This is a genomic window from Variovorax atrisoli 110B (assembly GCF_000382045.1).
GTDB classification, from domain to species: domain Bacteria; phylum Pseudomonadota; class Gammaproteobacteria; order Burkholderiales; family Burkholderiaceae_C; genus Variovorax; species Variovorax atrisoli.
In genome coordinates, this window is sequence record NZ_KB907460.1 from 118,676 (window position 1) to 134,413 (window position 15,738).

A 15,738-nucleotide genomic window follows, 5' to 3' on the forward strand; every position below is an offset into this window, starting at 1 on the left:
GGCTCGCTGACTCGAAAAGCTTTCCCAGGGGCCCGCGCTTTTTTTGATAGGGAGGCGCGGACCTCCCGGAACTTCATTGCGCTACCGCTTACTTGTCGTGGTGCAGGTAGCTCGCCTGCTTCGGCAGCAGCAGGCTCACGGTGAACGCGACGACCATCATGGCCGTCACGTACCAGTAGAAGTACGACTCGTGCCCGATCGACTTCAGGCCCAGCGCCACGTACTCGGCGCTGCCGCCGAAGATCGCGTTGCCCACCGCGTACGACAGGCCCACGCCGAGCGCGCGGATCTCGGGCGGGAACATCTCCGCCTTCACGATGCCGCTGATCGAGGTGTAGAAGCTCACCACCGCCAGCGCGAGGGTGATCAGCGCACCGGCCACCAGCGGGCTGCTGACGTTCTGCAGGTTGCTCAGCACCGGCACCGTCATCAGCGCGCCCAGGGCGCCGAACAGCAGCATGTTGCTGCGGCGGCCGATGCGGTCCGACAGCGCGCCGAACAGCGGCTGCATGCACATGTAGATGAACAGGCAGGCCGTCATCACGTTGCTGGCGGTCTTGATCGACATGCCGGCCGAGTTCACCAGGTACTTCTGCATGTACGTGGTGAAGGTGTAGAAGATCAGCGAGCCGCCGGCCGTGTAGCCCAGCACCACGAAGAAGGCGCGCTTGTGGTGCGTGAACAGCTCGCGCATCGTGCCCGCGCCCTTGGCGGCACGGGTCTTGGTGCTGGCGGTCTCGGTCAGCGTGCGGCGCAGCATGAGCGCCACCACGGCCGCGATGGCGCCGAGCACGAAAGGAATGCGCCAGCCCCAGGCCTTGAGCTCGGCCTCGTCGAGCACCTGCTGCAGCACCACCACGACCACCACCGCGAGCAGCTGGCCGCCGATCAGCGTGACGTACTGGAACGACGAGAAGAAGCCGCGCTGTCCGCGCATCGCCACTTCGCTCATGTAGGTGGCGGTGGTGCCGTATTCGCCACCCACCGACAGGCCCTGCAGCAGGCGCGCCAGCAGCAGCAGCGCGGGAGCGGCTGCGCCGATCTGCGCATAGGTCGGCAGGCAGGCGATGACCAGCGAGCCCACGCACATCATGACCACCGAGGTCACCATCGAGGTCTTGCGGCCCTTGCGGTCGGCCAGCCGGCCGAACAGCCACCCGCCGATCGGGCGCATCAGGAAGCCGGCGGCGAACACGCCGGCGGTGTTCAGCAGCTGAACGGTCGGGTCCGACTTCGGGAAGAAGGCCGGCGCGAAATAGATCGCGCAGAAGGCGTAGACGTAGAAGTCAAACCACTCCACCAGGTTGCCCGAAGAGGCGGCGAAGATGGCGAAGATGCGCTTGCGCTTTTCCTCGAAGGTATAGGGCGTGTTGTTGTTGGCGGAGGCGGTTGCCGCGTCGGGGCTCGATGCGCCGGCGGCCGCGCTTGCGATGGCGGTCATGGAAGGGGTCCTTGTCTCTGGCTGCGGCCCGCGGCGTAAGAAGAAAAGGCACGCGCGGGCCGTTGCGGCGAGTCTGTCCCGCTCGTGCGGCGCTGTCGTCCGTAGCTGGCCGTTGGCTGGCTACGTATCGGTACGCAAGGGTAAACCCTTAGATCGGGGCGCCCGGCAGCCTACAGCCCATGTTCCCGCAGAAACCGATCCAGCTGGTGGCTGTTCGCCAGCCCCAGCTTCGCGAACACATGCGCGCGGTGCGTTTCCACCGTGCGCTGTTCCAGCGGCGCCAGCTCCTGCGCGATCTGCTTGTTGGGCTTGCCCTCGGCCACGAGCCGGGCGACCTGCATCTCGCGCGGGGTGAGCTTGTCCCACAGGGCCTGCGCGGCCTGGCGGGCCTGGCGGCGGGTGGCGATCTCGCCGGCCTGCTGCAGGGCGCGGGCGATGGTGTCGAGCAGGCGCTCGTCGTTGCAGGGTTTCTCGAGCCAGCCGAAGGCGCCGTTCTGCACGGCCTCCACGGCCATGGGGATGTCGCCGTGGCCCGAGAGGAAGATGACCACCAGCGGGCTGTCCTGGCTGCGCAGCGCGTCGAACACCTGCAGGCCGCTCATGCCTTCCATGCGCAGGTCCAGGATCACGCAGCCGGCGCGCTGCAGGTCGGTGCCTTCGAGGAAAGCCTCGCCCGAGGCGAAGGTCTGCACCGCATAGCCGCGCGACAGCAGCAGCAGCCCGAGCGAGCGGCGCACGGCCTCGTCGTCGTCCACGATGCACAGGTTGTTGGCGGCAGCGGCGGTGTTGTTGGTCATGTCGGAGGCGATATTTCGAGCTCGAGGGTGAAGACGGTGCCACCGCCCGGACGGTCGGCGAAGGTGAGGCGGCCCCGGTGCGCCTCGACGATGGTGCGGCAGATGTTCAGGCCCAGCCCCAGTCCGCCGGTCTTGGTGGTGAAGAAGGGCGAGAACACCTGGTCGGCCACTGCTGAATCGATGCCCGGGCCGCGGTCGGCCACATGGATGTGCATGCGGCCTTCCTTCAGCTCCGCCTCGATCTCCACCAGCCGCTGCTCGAGCGGCACGGCCTGCATGGCGTGCAGGCTGTTCGACAGCAGGTTGAGCAGCACCTGCTCCAGCAGCACGCGGTCGCCGCGCACCTCGGGCAGGCCGTCGGGAATGCGAAGCTCCGCGCGCGCCTGGCGCATGCGGATCTCGCCCTGCATCAGCGCGATGGCGTTGCCGGCCAGCGCGGCCACCGAGCAGTCCTCGGTGCCCACGGTGCGCTGGCGCACGAAGCCCCGGATGCGCCGCACGATCTCGGCGCTGCGCTGGGCCTGCGTCACCGCCTCGTCGAGGCTGCTCACCAGCAACTGCTGGTTGCCCTGCTCGGCGAAGGCCTTGGCGGCGCTCGCGAAGTTGCTCAGGGCCATCAGCGGCTGGTTGAGTTCATGTGCCAGCGTCGAGGCCATCTCGCCCAGGCTCGCGAGGCGCTGGGCGTGCTGCAGCTGCTCGTCGTTCTGGCGCTGGCGCAACTCGGCGCGCTTCTGCTCGGTGATGTCCACCACCGAACTCATCCAGCCGGCGTGCTTGCCGTCGGCATCGATCAGCGCGGCGGTGTAGACCATGGTGATGACCTCGTGCCCGTCGCGGTGACGCAGGCGCGACTCGAAACCCGAGCGCGCGGGCTGTCCGCTCATCATGGCGTCGTAGTGGCGCCAGTGCTGCGTCACGTCGTTCGGGTGCCAGTAGGGGTAGGGCGGCAGCTTGCCCAGCAGCTCGTCGGCGCCATAGCCTGTCATCTCGCAGAAGGCCGGGTTCACGTAGATGATGCGGCCCTCCAGATCTCGCGCGCGCATGCCCACCAGCAGCGAGTCTTCCATCGCCTTGCGGAAGGCATGGGCTTCGTCGAGCTCGTGGGTGCGCTCGCGCACGCGCAGCTCCAGGTCGCGCCGTGCGTCGCGCTGCTCGGCGAAGCGGCGCTCGCGCAGCTGCCAGTAGAGGCCCGCCAGCAGCAGCACGACGGCGCACAGCAGCCCCAGCATCCAGGCACGCTCGCGCGCGTTGGCGACCTCGGCGTGGTCGGTCATCACGGTCAGCGTCCAGCCGAGGTCGGGCAGGCGCTCGTCCACCGCGAGGTACTGGCGCGGTCGTCCGCCGATGCTGGTGCGCACCAGGTAGCCGAGTTCGCCTTCCTCGCGCTCCACCTTCCACGGCAGCGCGCCAAAGGCGGTGTGCGTGCCGTACTGCTGCTCGCGCCGCATGCCTTCGAGCTCGGAGGCCTGCAGCGGTCGCGAGGCGCGGTACATCCACGCCGGCACCGAGCTCAGGAACACGACGCCGCGCGCGTCGCTCAGCAGGATGGGGTCACGCGCGAAGTTCCAGGTCTCCTGCACCTGGCGCAGGCTGACCTTGACCGTCACCACGCCCCTTATCTCGCCGCCTTCGCCGCGCACCGGTGATGAAATGAAGAGCCCCGGCTCGCCGGTCGTCTGGCCCACGCCGTAGAACAGGCCGTTGCGCCCCGAGCGCGCATCGATGAAGTAGGGCCGGTTGGCGTACGACTGCCCGACGAAGTTCTGCGGCGTGTCCCAGTTGCTGGCCGCCAGCGTGAGGCCCTGCATGTCGCTCAGGTATAGCGCGTCGGAGCCCGCCTGCCGGTTCACCTGCTCGATGTAGAGGTTGGCGCGCTGCTTGGCGGCCATGTCGTTGGGTCGCGCCAGCGCCGCCAGCACGTCGGGATGAAGGCCGGCGGTGAAGGGCAGGTAGCTGTACTTGCCGGCGGCATCGCGCAGGCCGAGCACGTGGACTTCCATGGCGCGGCGTATCGAATCGGCCAGGAAGTTCGATTCGCGCTTCGCCGCCCACTGCCCGGCCAGGCCGATCAGCAGCAGCGCCACCGCGCATGCGGCCACCCACGCGGCCACGGCGCGATGCCGGCGGCGCTGGCGGGCCGGGGAGGGCGTCGGCGCCATGTGCGTCGGGCCGGGAACGGGGGTGGACAGGGAGGTGGGCGGCATGGAGGGGCGGGGCCGACCGGCGGCGGGAGGAGGATTTTGCCCTGATCCTCCCGCGCTGGCCCGGCAGCCCCTCCGGCGCTCCTGCAGCTCAGGCCGCCACCGGCTGCACCTGCGCAGTCGTGTGCTGCCCGGCTCGCGGCGCCGGTCGCGCGTCGAGCTGCTTCGCGAGCGCCGCCCACCGCACCCGCGCCGACACCACGCTTTCTTCCTTCACATGCCCGAAGCCGCGGATCTGCTCCGGCAGCCGCGCGAGCGACAGGGCGGTGTCGAAGTCGACGGTGCCGAAGCGCGCGATCACGTCCTCGACCATCGCGCGGTAGTCCTCGATGAGCTGCCGCTCCATGCGCCGCTCGGCAGTGCGGCCGAAGATGTCGAAGGCGGTGCCGCGCAGGCCGCGCAAGCCGGCGAGGACGCGGAAGGCGCCCATCATCCACGGCCCGAAGCTGGTCTTGAGTGCGCGGCCCTCGGCGTCGCGTCGGCCCAGCACCGGCGGCGCCAGGTGGAAGCGCAGCACCGGCTTGCCCTCGAACTGCTCGCCCAGCTTTTCCATGAAGCCCTTGTCGGTGTACAGGCGCGCGACCTCGTATTCGTCCTTGTAGGCCATGAGCTTGAAGAGGCCCGAGGCGACCGCCTTCGCCAGCACGTCGCTGCCGCGCTCGCGCTGCTCGACCGCGCGCACGCGCTCCACCAGCTCGGCATAGCGCTGGGCATACGCGGCGTTCTGGTAAGCCGCGAGGAACTTGCTGCGGCTCTTCACCAGCGCCTCCAGGCCCTGCGGCCGCTGCAGCGCGACGACCTTCTGCGGCGAAGCTTCCCGCGTCACCGCCGCGAGGTCGAGCGCCGCCTTGCGGCCCCAGCGGAATGCCGCCTGGTTCGCCTTCACCGCCACGCCGTTGATCTCGATGGCCTTGTCCAGCGCCTCCGCCGACAGCGGCACATGGCCCTTCTGGAAGGCGAAGCCCAGCAGGAACAGGTTGGCCGCGATCGCGTCGCCCATGAGACGCGTGGCCAGCTGAGTCGCATCGACGAAGTCGGCGCGGCCTTCCACCGATTCCTCGATGAGCGCGCGCACCTGCGCCGCCGGGAACTGCCAGTCGGGCTGCTGCGCGAAATGGCCCGTGGGCTGCTCGAAGGTGTTGACCAGCGCATAGGTGCGGCCCGGCCGCATCCGCGCGATGGCGTCGGGCGCGCCGGCCGTGAGCATGTCGCAGCCCAGGATCAGGTCGGCCTCGCCGGTGGGAATGCGCTGTGCCTTCAGCTGCGCCGCATCTCGCGCGATGCGCACGTGCGAGGTCACCGAGCCGTTCTTCTGCGACATGCCCGTCATGTCGAGCACGCTCACGCCCTTGCCCTCGAGGTGCGCCGCCATGCCGATCAGCGCGCCGATGGTGATGACGCCCGTGCCGCCGATGCCGGTGATCAGGATGTTGTGCATGCCGTCGAGCGCAAGCTGCTTCGGCTGCGGCAGCGAGGCTTCTTCGGCCGCGGCCTTGGTGGCGACCGGCGCCTGCCTGCGCGGCTTCACGCCTTCGACCGTCACGAAGCTGGGGCAGAAGCCCTTGATGCACGACTCGTCGGCATTGCAGGCGCTCTGGTCCACCGCGCGCTTCAGGCCCAGCTCGGTCTGCCTGGGCAGCAAGGCGGTGCAGTTCGACTGCTCGCCGCAGTCGCCACAGCCTTCGCACACCGCCTCGTTGATGAACACGCGCCGCGCGGCCTGCGGGAACTCGCCCTTCTTGCGGCGGCGACGCTTCTCGGCGGCGCACACCTGGTCGTAGATCAGCACCGAGACGCCCTCGAACTCGCGCAGCTCGCGCTGCACCGCGTCCATGCTGTCGCGATGGTGCACGGTGAGCACGAAGCCATCCCGGTCGGGCGGCAGCACGCTGCGGTCGGCCCAGCGCGACGGGTCTTCGGCCACCAGCGCGAGGCGCTTCACGCCCTCGGCCGCCATCTGGTGCGCGATGCGCGGCACGGTGATGGGGCCGTCCACCGGCTGGCCGCCGGTCATCGCCACCGCGTCGTTGTAGAGGATCTTGTAGGTGATGTTCACGCCCGCCGCCACGGCCGCGCGAATGGCGAGCGAGCCCGAGTGGTAGTAGGTGCCGTCGCCCAGGTTCGCGAACACGTGCCTGCGCTTGGAGAACCAGGCCTGCCCCAGCCACGGCGCGCCTTCGCCGCCCATGTGCGTGGTCGTGCGGTTGTGCTCGGGGTAGATGGCGGTGGCCATCACGTGGCAGCCGATGCCCGCGAGCGCGAGGCTGCCTTCGGGCACCTTGGTCGAGGTGTTGTGCGGGCAGCCCGAGCAGTACCAGGCCGGTCGCGAGGGCGTGGCGACGGCCTTGCCCAGCACCACGTCCTTCGCGTCGAGGATGGCGAGCCGCATGCGGATGCGGTCGCTGGTGTGGAAGCGCGCCACGCGCCCCGCGATCACGCGCGCGATCTGCGCCACCGAGAAATCGGCCGTGGCCGGAAGCAGCCACTTGCCGCGCGGATGCGCTCCCCATTCGCCCTGCTCGTCGAACTTGCCGATCACGCGCGGGCGCACGTCCTCGCGCCAGTTGTAGAGATGCTCCTTGAGCTGGTACTCGACGATCTGGCGCTTCTCTTCCACCACCAGGATCTCTTCAAGACCGTCGGCGAACTCGCGGATCGAATCGGGCTCCAGCGGCCACGGCATCGACACCTTGAATAGCCTTATGCCGATGCGTGCCGCCTCGTCGGCGTCGATGCCCAATTCTTCCAGCGCTTCGAGCACGTCGCGGTACGACTTGCCCGAAGCCACGATGCCGAGGCGCGCCTTCGGCGAATCGATGGTCACGCGGTTGAGCCGGTTGGCGCGCGCATAGGCGATGGCGGCGTAGATCTTGTAGTCCTGCATCAGCGCTTCCTGCTTGCGCGCCTGCACGCCGAGCGTGTCGGTCGACAGGCGCGCATGCACGCCGCCGGGCGGGAAGACGAAGTCGGAAGGCAGCTGGGTGTGCACGTCGAGCACGCCGGCCGGAATGGAGCCCGAAGACTCCACCGTATCGGCCAGCGCCTTGAAGCCCACCGGCAGCCCGGCGAAGCGCGACATCGCGAAGCCGTGCAGGCCGAGCTCGATGTACTCCTCCACGCTTTGCGGATAGAGCATCGGGATCATCGACGCGGCGAACAGGTGGTCGCTCTGGTTCGGCAGCGTGGACGAAGACGCGCCATGGTCGTCGCCCGCCACCAGCAGCACACCCCCGTGGGGCGAGGTGCCCGCGTGGCTCATGTGCTTGAACACGTCGCCGCAGCGGTCCACGCCCGGCGCCTTGCCGTACCACATCGCGAAGACGCCATCGACGGCGGACTCGCCCGTCAGGTGCACCTGCTGCGTGCCCCAGACGGCGGTGGCGGCCAGCTCCTCGTTCACGCCGGGCAAGAACTTCACGGCGTTGGCTTCGAGCTGTGGCTGCGCCTTCCACAGCGCTTCGTCCAGGCCGCCCAGCGGCGAGCCGCGGTAGCCCGAGACGAAGCCCGCGGTGTTCAGCCCGGCCTTCTGGTCGCGCCATTTCTGCACGAGCATGAGGCGCACCAGTGCCTGGATGCCGCTGAGGTAGATCCGGCCTTCGGTGGCCGTGTATTTGTCGTCCAGCGCAACGCTGGCCAGTTCGTGGGATGCCATGACTGAAAAAGACTCCGGGTAGGACTCGTCGGAATGCGGGCATGGCCCCGGTAGAGGGCCGGCTCGCGGAACGCCCCGGCGGGGTAGACGCCGGGACAGCAACGATTCTTCCGCCTCGTCCACGGAAAGTGCTTCTTCGTTTTGGCAAAGAGCGATCCATTCCGGAAGATCTGTCTTCTGCAGGTGCAATCCTCCGAAAGTATTTCGGAGGAGGCTGCGGCTCCCGCCGGCCCGACAATGTCGGCCTTGCAGACCTCCCCCGCACCCCATGAGACCCGACCTCGATTCGCTGGCGCTCTTCCTTCGCGCCATTGAGCACGGCAGCCTGTCGAAGGCCGCAGCCGAGAGCCACATGGTGCTGTCGGCCGCCAGCCGCCGCCTCGCCATCCTCGAAGAGCAACTGGGCGTGGCGCTGCTCAACCGCAGCTCGAAGGGCGTGACGCCGACCGGCGCCGGCGAGTCGCTGGCCATGCATGCGCGGCAGATCCTGCGCGACGTCGACCGCATGCGCGCCGACCTCTCGGACTACGCGCAGGGCGCCACCGGCCGTGTGAGGCTGCATGCCAACGCATCGGCCATGGGCCAGTTCCTGCCCGACGACGTGGCGAGCTTCCGCCAGCGCTACCCGGAGATCCGCGTGAGCGTCGAAGAGCACCGCAGCGTATACATCGTGCAGGCCATCCGCGACCGGCAGGCCGACGTCGGCGTCATCACCAGCGAGGCGGCCGACCCGGCGCTGCACTTCATTCCCTACCGCACCGATCGACTCGTGGCCATCGTGCGGCAGAAACATCCGTGGCGCGGCCGCGAGGTGTCGTTCGAGGAACTGCTCGACTACGACTTCGTCGGCCTGGAAGACGACTCCGCCATCTCCCGCACCATGGAAGACGCCGCGATGAGCGCACGCAAGGTGCTGCGCCTGCGCGTGCGCGTGAAGAGCTTCGAGGCCGTGTGCCGGATGATCGAAGCGGGCATGGGCGTGGGCATCCTGCCCGAAGGCGCTGCAGTGGCCTATCGCAAGGAGATGAAGCTGCGCTTCATCAATCTCACCGACGCGTGGGCCTCGCGCCGGATGTACCTGTGCACGCGGCAGGAGGCGTTGAGCTTTCCGCAGCGGAGGCTGGTGGATCACCTGCTGGCGCGCGGGATGTCGTGAGGCTCTGGCTCGGCTTCGGGGGCGTTCAGGGCGACGCTCACGCCGACGGGGTACCTTGCTCCGCGAATGTCCTCCGCCCTTCGGGCTCCCCCTTTATTTCGCTGCGCAAGGCACCCCATCGGCGTGGGCGTTTTGGAGCCGCTTCGGGCTGATATGGCTCGGGGCTTGCGAGGTCTGCCACGGGGTGTCGCGGAAGCTGCATTTGTTGGCAGTCTGTGCGACTTCGTGCTGCAGCAGCGGCTGCTTTGCCGGGTTCTTCTCTAGAGTGAATGCCCCTGTCACTCGATACCCCAACAAGGGGAGCAGAAAGGCCCACACACCAAGCCACCACCGAGATGTTCGAAGGCTGCTTGCCTCGCGGCAGGTCGTCGGTGCGAAAGCACTGATGCAGATGCGAGGTATCAAAAGGCGACGGCCAGGGTGTCACTAGCACCCCGGCCGTCTAACCAAGTTCGTGCAACTACCTTGGAGGAAACGCACAAAAATGGCTACCAAGACTATAGCCCGGCCAACTACGCCGGTAGCTTCCGCAGAAACCGCCCAACAAGATCCGGCGGATCTTCTCGAAAACACCCTCACTCAGCTCGAAGCTCTCCTGTGGGTCTGCCACGGTGAAGAGATCGACTGGTGCAGCGGGGATGGACCTCGGCAACTCAACAATCTGCTTTGGCTTGCGGCCGAGATGGCGCGCAAGGCTGGAGATCTGTTCCAGATGAACGAGAAGGGGCGGCGTGGGGCGCCTGGATCTGGCGGTTGATTGCTGGTCTGCGGGCTGCGGGTTCGCGGCCCGACAGGAGCCAACTATCTATAGCTAGCTCCCTTTGCGATAAAGCCTCAGAATACGCCGCGCCGGTCTGGTCCCTCAAAGTGGAGTTCCGATATGAAGAATCGCTTCGCGCTCGTGCTCGCGCTGTTGACTTCCATGCTCTGCATTGCGAATGCGGCAGCACAGCCGACCTTCCCGAGTAGCTTCAAGACCCGGACCGTCACCACTGCGGATGGCGCAAGCATCTTCGTCCGCTCCGGCGGTGCTGGTCCCGCCGTGGTGCTCATTCATGGATTCGGCGACACGGGCGACATGTGGGCCCCGCTGGCGCAAGAGCTGGCAAAGACGCACCTGGTGATCGTCCCAGACCTCCGCGGTATGGGGAAATCGTCAAAGGCCGCCAGTGGCTACGACAAGAAATCGCAGGCTTTAGACATCCGCGCGGTCGTGACTGCACTGAAGCAGGACAACACCGCTGTCGTCGGCCATGACATCGGCACGATGGTCGCGTATGCGTATGCGGCCAGCTACCCCGACAAAGTCGACAAGCTCGTCGTGATGGACGCACCCGTGCCCGGCATCGCTCCATGGGACCAGATCATCCTGTGGCCGGCGCTATGGCACTTCAATGCCGGTGGCCGCGATTTCGAGCGACTGGTGGCCGGCAGGGAGCGCATCTATCTCGACCGGTTCTGGAACGAGTTCGCCGGCACGCCCTCGAAAATCGACGAGGCAACGCGGCGCCACTACACCAAGCTCTACGCGCAGCCGGGCGCGATGCGCGCCGCCTTCGCTCAGTTCAATACCATCGCCAAGAGCGACGTCGCCGACAACATCGCGTTCTCCAAGACCAAGCTCCCCATGCCGGTGCTCGCCATCGGCGGAGAGAAATCCTTCGGCGAGAACATGGCGATCGTCATGCGCAATGCGGCAACCAATGTGCGCGGGGAAGTCGTACCAGGCGCAGGGCATTGGTTGATGGAGGAGAGCACCGGTGCCACGGTCGGGTTGATCGAAAAATTTCTGGCCGCTTCGCAGTAGGCTGTCGGCGCACATCTGTTGGCGAACGTCGGCTTCAGAGAAGCGCGAGGGAACGCAACAGGCCCGTTGCTCCAACGATCTGCTTGGCTGCGGCTGGCCAAGACCAGACCTTCGTGGTCGGGGCAGAATGTGCTTAAAAGCAGCCGTTCCCGGGGCACGAGATGAAATTTCGCATCGAACACATCTTTCACCAGCAGCGTCCTGTGTCGCTCTTTGCGCGACAGCTCGAACCGGGTGAGTTCGCTGTCTCTGAGAGGTCTCGCTTGGGTGGGGTGCCCATCAAGCCTTACCTATCCCAACCTCGGGCGCTGACCACGGACGGGCAGCCGGACATTACGGTCTTCACGTTCGTGCTCGCCACTGCCAACGATTTGCCGAGACTTCAGGTAGGCCAAGATGCTGAACTCGAAGATGCGTGACGCGTCTCGGCCAGATGCAGTCGCTCTTCAGCAGAGTTCAGTTCTTTGATTCAACAAAGGGGCGTGAAAAATGCAGACTCCGAAGAGTCAGTCGATGTGGGGAAGACTTATCAAACGCCTCAAACTGGCGCTACTTCGGAGCGGGGCGAAGACTGACTGAGCCCGGCCAAAAACAGACATCTAGACAAGATTTCCCATGTCTTCAGCACTTGCCTTCTACGACCACATTTGCTGGGGGACTAACGCCGCGGTCCACGACATCCTCGGGAGGGCGGCATCGATTGCAGCTGAGCGCTATGGGGTCGCCGATCCGGTATCACAGCTACTTGCACGCGAGCTAGCAGAGTACTGGGGAGGCAAGGTCGTAAACCTGAGTGAAGCCGATCTGCCTGTCGATCAGCTTTTTGAGGTTCTCACTGCCGCCCGCGAACAAGCTTGTGCGAGCGATGAGTTCACTACGATGGGTCGGAGTTGGCTCACTGACGCAATGGCGACGTTCTGCAAGGAAGTGGAAACGGCAACTAAGCCGCCAAGACGAACTGTGCCTAAGTAGCACGGTGCAGTGTGGCTCCGCGTGCACATTCTCACATCCACAGACATGGCAAGATTTGGCCAGGAGCGGAAGTTCGTGCACGACGGCTTTCAGGTAGGCTATCCAGAAGACCACCTTACCAATCGTGAAGGCTGCCCATGGAATCCTATTCAACGCGCTGCCTGTTCGAGTGGGAACCTCGAGACGGACAGAAGAAGGCTCATCTATACGAGGAGCGCATCACGTTGTGGCAAGCCGAGTCCGCAGACGAGGCCATAGAGATGGCGGAACGCGAGGCGAAAGCCTATGCAGGGGAAGACTCGACCTTCCTTGACGTTTGCCAGTCCTATTGGCTCGTTGATCCCGTTGCGGCGTCGGGCGTCGAGGTCTTCTCTCTGTTGCGCGAGAGCGACCTTGAGCCGGATGCGTACATCAACGCGTTCTTCGAGACTGGCGACGAGCACCAGCGTAACGACTAGGCCTGCGGGGGCATCCCTGCAAGCTCTCTCTCGATTTTTGTCTGCTCCAGGACAGCAAATTCACGCGCTCCAATTTCTGCTGTGGGCCGAGGCTGTGTGAAAACGTGCGGCGCTCGTGTTTTCGTGGGTGGTCAAACCATTCCTTAAGCCTCAATCGTCGATCGTGGCGCGATCTGAGAGGTCGACTTTCAAGAGATCAGCATGACGGCAGCGTTTTTACACAGCCTCGGCCCGAAGCTGCCAGTCGCCAAATCCGAAGGAGGACATTCAAGTAAAGTCGTTCGCCCGCGAGCATCAGCGAACTGCCATGCCTACGACATTACCCCGAACCATCAGCCTCGTGACTTGCAGCACGCGCGAGATGACAGTGCGGCATTCCTTCGGGAATCGCTTGGCCTTTGCGAACGCAGCAAGGACGTGACAAACCGTCCGGATGCCCCGAGCCGCCGGCGGCCGTGGCTACAGTCGATGGTGGCTCTCGCCGTCGCGACATTCATCGGCTGGGGGTGCTTTATGGGCGCGAGCGAGGTGGTGGAAAGCCTGCGCACCGGGGTGCTCAACAACCGCAAAGGACCTGACATCCTTGCAGCAGAGCAGCCCGTCATTTACTGGGCCCTGATCGGCTTCTACACGGCGGCAACTCTGACTGCCGCCGGTTTGGGGCTTTTGGTGCTGGCCATTGCCGTGCGCGATCTGATCGGTGCAAGAGGTCCGGATCGATGAATGCGTCGTCCACACGCTTGGTGAACCGCGTGCCGGCGGTGACCAGCCTGTTGTCGGTTGTCCGTCCGGCGCAGTTCTCCCGGCCGACTGTGGCCAGGCTCTAGCCATTCACGCGCCCCGCGAAGAAATCGCGCTGACAATGCAAACTCCTCTGCGGGAGCCCCGGACGATCGCCTGCATCTGATCGGCCCTCAGGTCGTCAAGCCTCCATCCTCGTTCAAGCTTGAAGCAGGCTCCATTGCTCAGAAAAAGTTTCGAGGCTGATCGGCTTCGCATGAGGGTCCTCCTCCCTGAACAATCCGCGGCCAAAACCGAGGTCCTGCACCGCGTCGCGAAAGCCTCCCATCGAGCCTGATGCGATGCCCCAGGCTCGACGTTTGCAAACCGCGAGGGGACTTTGGAGCAGCGTCGCGATGGCGGTCATTGCTGACCGGAGGTCGTCTCTGCGCGCAACGGGAGCGCCAGCTGTCAGCGCGACCACCAACACGGAACCGAACAGAGGCTCAATTCCATGTTGTACGTGAGGCGCCCGAAGCAGATGGAAGTAGAAGTCCGGCGCCTCGTGCTCTTTCACGCACACCGTCCACGATGGTGTCCATGCTTCCATTCCAAGGAACCTCCGAAGACTTGGCTCAAGGGCACCGGAGGGTGACCCGTGCGTCCAACGCAAATGCGACTTCGAGTCCCAGCCCATCTTTCCGAAAGCGATCGATCTAGATTCCTTTCCCACACCTGAGATCTGGCTTGACCGGACTGTCGGCTTTCCTCGGTCGGAAGAGACAAATGGCGCGAGCAACGGCTCGATCTTCATCCATACCTCCCATTGCCAGGGGAGCAAGTTTGGCGCACCAAGCAATGCATACACATCGTAGTTCTTGGCGTAGTACGGATTTGAGCTGTTCACGAGGAGTGCGTCTTTATTCAACTGAATGTACGCCCTGATGCGCGCCACGGGCTTGTCATGGGTGCGTATGTCTGCGCCGGGCGCGGAAGAGGCCCTGTGACCTCAGGCACCGACTGGCGAACAAAGCTCCACCAGCGCCCCATCCGGACAGCGCACATACGACACTATTTGCCCCCAAGGCTTGGCACGAGGCGGTGCCAGCTCCGCGGCGCCGGCAGCCAGTGCCCGCGAATGCGCAGCTGCAACGTCGTCGGTGACAAGACCCAGTTCCATCCCCAGCGGCTTCTCCGATTCCGACGCGGCAACGTGACCGCCATTGAAGTTCATCGATGCAAGCTCGTGTGCCGCGAACGCGAGCGTGGTCTCGCCGCTTTCCAGCTCGCCATACGTTCCCGATTCATGCAGGAAGCGCCTAGAGAAGCCGAATGCCTGCTCGAAGAACCGCAGCGAGTCTTCGACACTGGGGACGTAGATGATGGTGTAGCCGAGCTTCATTGATGCTTTCCGGTTGATTCGCCTGCTGGATCGATGCGGCGGCGTGTGAATCGATCTTGCCATGTGGCGATCGGCTGCTTGCCTTCGAAACCGCACAGTCCATGGGAGAACCGATGAAGATGAAGACTGGCCCCCGCGGCGATCGGACAAGGACGTCATACGCCATGCGATGAGGCGTCCATAAGACGTATGCCATCCTGTCTATTCCCTCGAGCTTGCGAGGTATTCGAGCTCGATGGAGCGAGTACTACGCAGCCAGGCGCTTCATTCGAAGATGCAATGTAGAAGGGCATCGAAAGCGCTCGACATCCAGCTTCGTATGGATGCTTGAATCTTCGGTCGAGGACATCACCGCCTTGCAAAACAGCTGCCTCCTCATGACTTTGGTCATTTCGGGATCGCAATCACGAGCACTAAGATGCCCGCACCATGGTCAATGCCGCACCACTGCCACTGCATGTTGCGCCGTCGCGCAGCGAGGCCGGCGTGACCATACCGGCACGGGGCATCCTGGTGGTCGACGACCATGAGCTGGTGCGGCTGGGCCTGCGGGCGCTGTTGCTTGCGGAGACTGCGAGCGTGCCGGTGCATGAGGCGCGCAGCCTGGCGGACGCGTTGAGGCTGTACGAGTTCTATCTTTCTTCGCATCTGCTGGTGCTGCTCGATCTCGATCTTCCCGACTCCCAGGGGCTCGATACGCTGGTCCGTTTCAGGCGCGCGTTTCCTGCATCGCGTGTGGTGGTGCTCTCTGGCAAGGACAGCCAGGCGTTGATGCAGGGAGTGACGGCGCTCGGGGCGCAGGCCTTCCTGCCCAAGACGGGGCACCTGGGCGAGGTGTTGCGCTACGTGCGTGACAACGATCTGGTCGCGCAGCCGGGCTTGTCGACCGCTTCACCGGTTGCTGCACCTCACGCCGTGCCCGCGATGGCCGAGCCGCAGCCGCAGCTCAATGCGCGCCAGGTCGAGATCCTCGACTGGGTGCTGTCCGGCAAGTCGAACAAGGAGATCGCGCAGCTCTCGCACCTGACCGAGGGAACGGTCAAGAATCACGTGTCCACGCTGTTGCTGCTGTTCGGCATGCGCTCGCGCGCGCAGCTCATCAGCAGCCTGCGGTAAGGGACGCGATCGAATC

At 65.4% G+C, this 15,738-nt stretch carries 14 protein-coding genes; 8 read left to right on the forward strand and 6 right to left on the reverse strand.

Annotation, left to right across the window (positions count from 1 at the left end):
• Window positions 1-88: 88 nt before the first annotated feature.
• From G369_RS0126240 to G369_RS0126255, 4 genes are all read right to left on the reverse strand, one after another.
• A complete protein-coding gene (locus G369_RS0126240; RefSeq protein ID WP_019657031.1) occupies window positions 89-1,441 on the reverse strand; it encodes an MFS family transporter in 1,353 nt (450 codons plus the stop codon).
• A 170-nt stretch (window positions 1,442-1,611) separates the two neighbouring features.
• On the reverse strand, window positions 1,612-2,238 hold the full coding sequence (locus G369_RS0126245) for a response regulator transcription factor (protein ID WP_019657032.1): 627 nt from the start codon (window positions 2,236-2,238) through the stop codon (window positions 1,612-1,614).
• Complete coding sequence (locus G369_RS0126250) at window positions 2,235-4,397, reverse strand: ATP-binding protein (RefSeq protein WP_019657033.1); 2,163 nt, start codon at window positions 4,395-4,397, stop codon at window positions 2,235-2,237. The genes G369_RS0126245 and G369_RS0126250 overlap by 4 nt, the downstream gene beginning before the upstream one ends.
• A 133-nt stretch (window positions 4,398-4,530) precedes the next feature.
• Entirely contained in the window at window positions 4,531-8,091 is a 3,561-nt protein-coding gene (locus G369_RS0126255; RefSeq protein WP_019657034.1) for an indolepyruvate ferredoxin oxidoreductase family protein, read from the reverse strand.
• Window positions 8,092-8,359: 268 nt separating this feature from the next.
• Between G369_RS0126255 and G369_RS0126260 the strand changes: the two genes are divergently transcribed.
• The 7 genes from G369_RS0126260 (at window position 8,360) to G369_RS38740 (ending at window position 13,207) form a co-directional block, all read left to right on the forward strand.
• On the forward strand, window positions 8,360-9,247 hold the full coding sequence (locus G369_RS0126260) for a LysR family transcriptional regulator (protein WP_019657035.1): 888 nt from the start codon (window positions 8,360-8,362) through the stop codon (window positions 9,245-9,247).
• Window positions 9,248-9,731: 484 nt separating this feature from the next.
• Window positions 9,732-10,004: a hypothetical protein gene (locus G369_RS37795; protein WP_080647907.1), complete on the forward strand. Its 273-nt coding sequence runs from the start codon at window positions 9,732-9,734 to the stop codon at window positions 10,002-10,004.
• Window positions 10,005-10,127: 123 nt separating this feature from the next.
• The gene (locus G369_RS0126265) at window positions 10,128-11,054 is read left to right on the forward strand and encodes an alpha/beta fold hydrolase (RefSeq protein WP_019657036.1); all 927 of its coding nucleotides are present in this window, start codon (window positions 10,128-10,130) and stop codon (window positions 11,052-11,054) included.
• A 161-nt stretch (window positions 11,055-11,215) separates the two neighbouring features.
• Window positions 11,216-11,473: a hypothetical protein gene (locus G369_RS0126270; RefSeq protein ID WP_019657037.1), complete on the forward strand. Its 258-nt coding sequence runs from the start codon at window positions 11,216-11,218 to the stop codon at window positions 11,471-11,473.
• 196 nt (window positions 11,474-11,669) lie between these two features.
• Window positions 11,670-12,026, forward strand: a complete 357-nt coding sequence (locus G369_RS38735) for a hypothetical protein (RefSeq protein ID WP_157773785.1) — start codon at window positions 11,670-11,672, stop codon at window positions 12,024-12,026.
• A 137-nt stretch (window positions 12,027-12,163) separates the two neighbouring features.
• Window positions 12,164-12,484: a hypothetical protein gene (locus tag G369_RS0126275; RefSeq protein ID WP_019657039.1), complete on the forward strand. Its 321-nt coding sequence runs from the start codon at window positions 12,164-12,166 to the stop codon at window positions 12,482-12,484.
• 201 nt (window positions 12,485-12,685) lie between these two features.
• Entirely contained in the window at window positions 12,686-13,207 is a 522-nt protein-coding gene (locus G369_RS38740) for a hypothetical protein (RefSeq protein ID WP_157773786.1), read from the forward strand.
• A gap of 217 nt (window positions 13,208-13,424) precedes the next feature.
• Here G369_RS38740 and G369_RS39565 read toward each other — a convergent pair whose 3' ends face one another.
• Both G369_RS39565 and G369_RS0126290 read right to left on the reverse strand, forming a co-directional pair.
• A complete protein-coding gene (locus tag G369_RS39565; RefSeq protein ID WP_244164383.1) occupies window positions 13,425-14,159 on the reverse strand; it encodes a hypothetical protein in 735 nt (244 codons plus the stop codon).
• 54 nt (window positions 14,160-14,213) lie between these two features.
• The gene (locus G369_RS0126290; RefSeq protein ID WP_019657042.1) at window positions 14,214-14,606 is read right to left on the reverse strand and encodes a VOC family protein; all 393 of its coding nucleotides are present in this window, start codon (window positions 14,604-14,606) and stop codon (window positions 14,214-14,216) included.
• A 429-nt stretch (window positions 14,607-15,035) separates the two neighbouring features.
• Between G369_RS0126290 and G369_RS0126295 the strand changes: the two genes are divergently transcribed.
• Window positions 15,036-15,722: a response regulator transcription factor gene (locus tag G369_RS0126295; RefSeq protein ID WP_019657043.1), complete on the forward strand. Its 687-nt coding sequence runs from the start codon at window positions 15,036-15,038 to the stop codon at window positions 15,720-15,722.
• The last annotated feature ends 16 nt before the right edge of the window (window positions 15,723-15,738 follow it).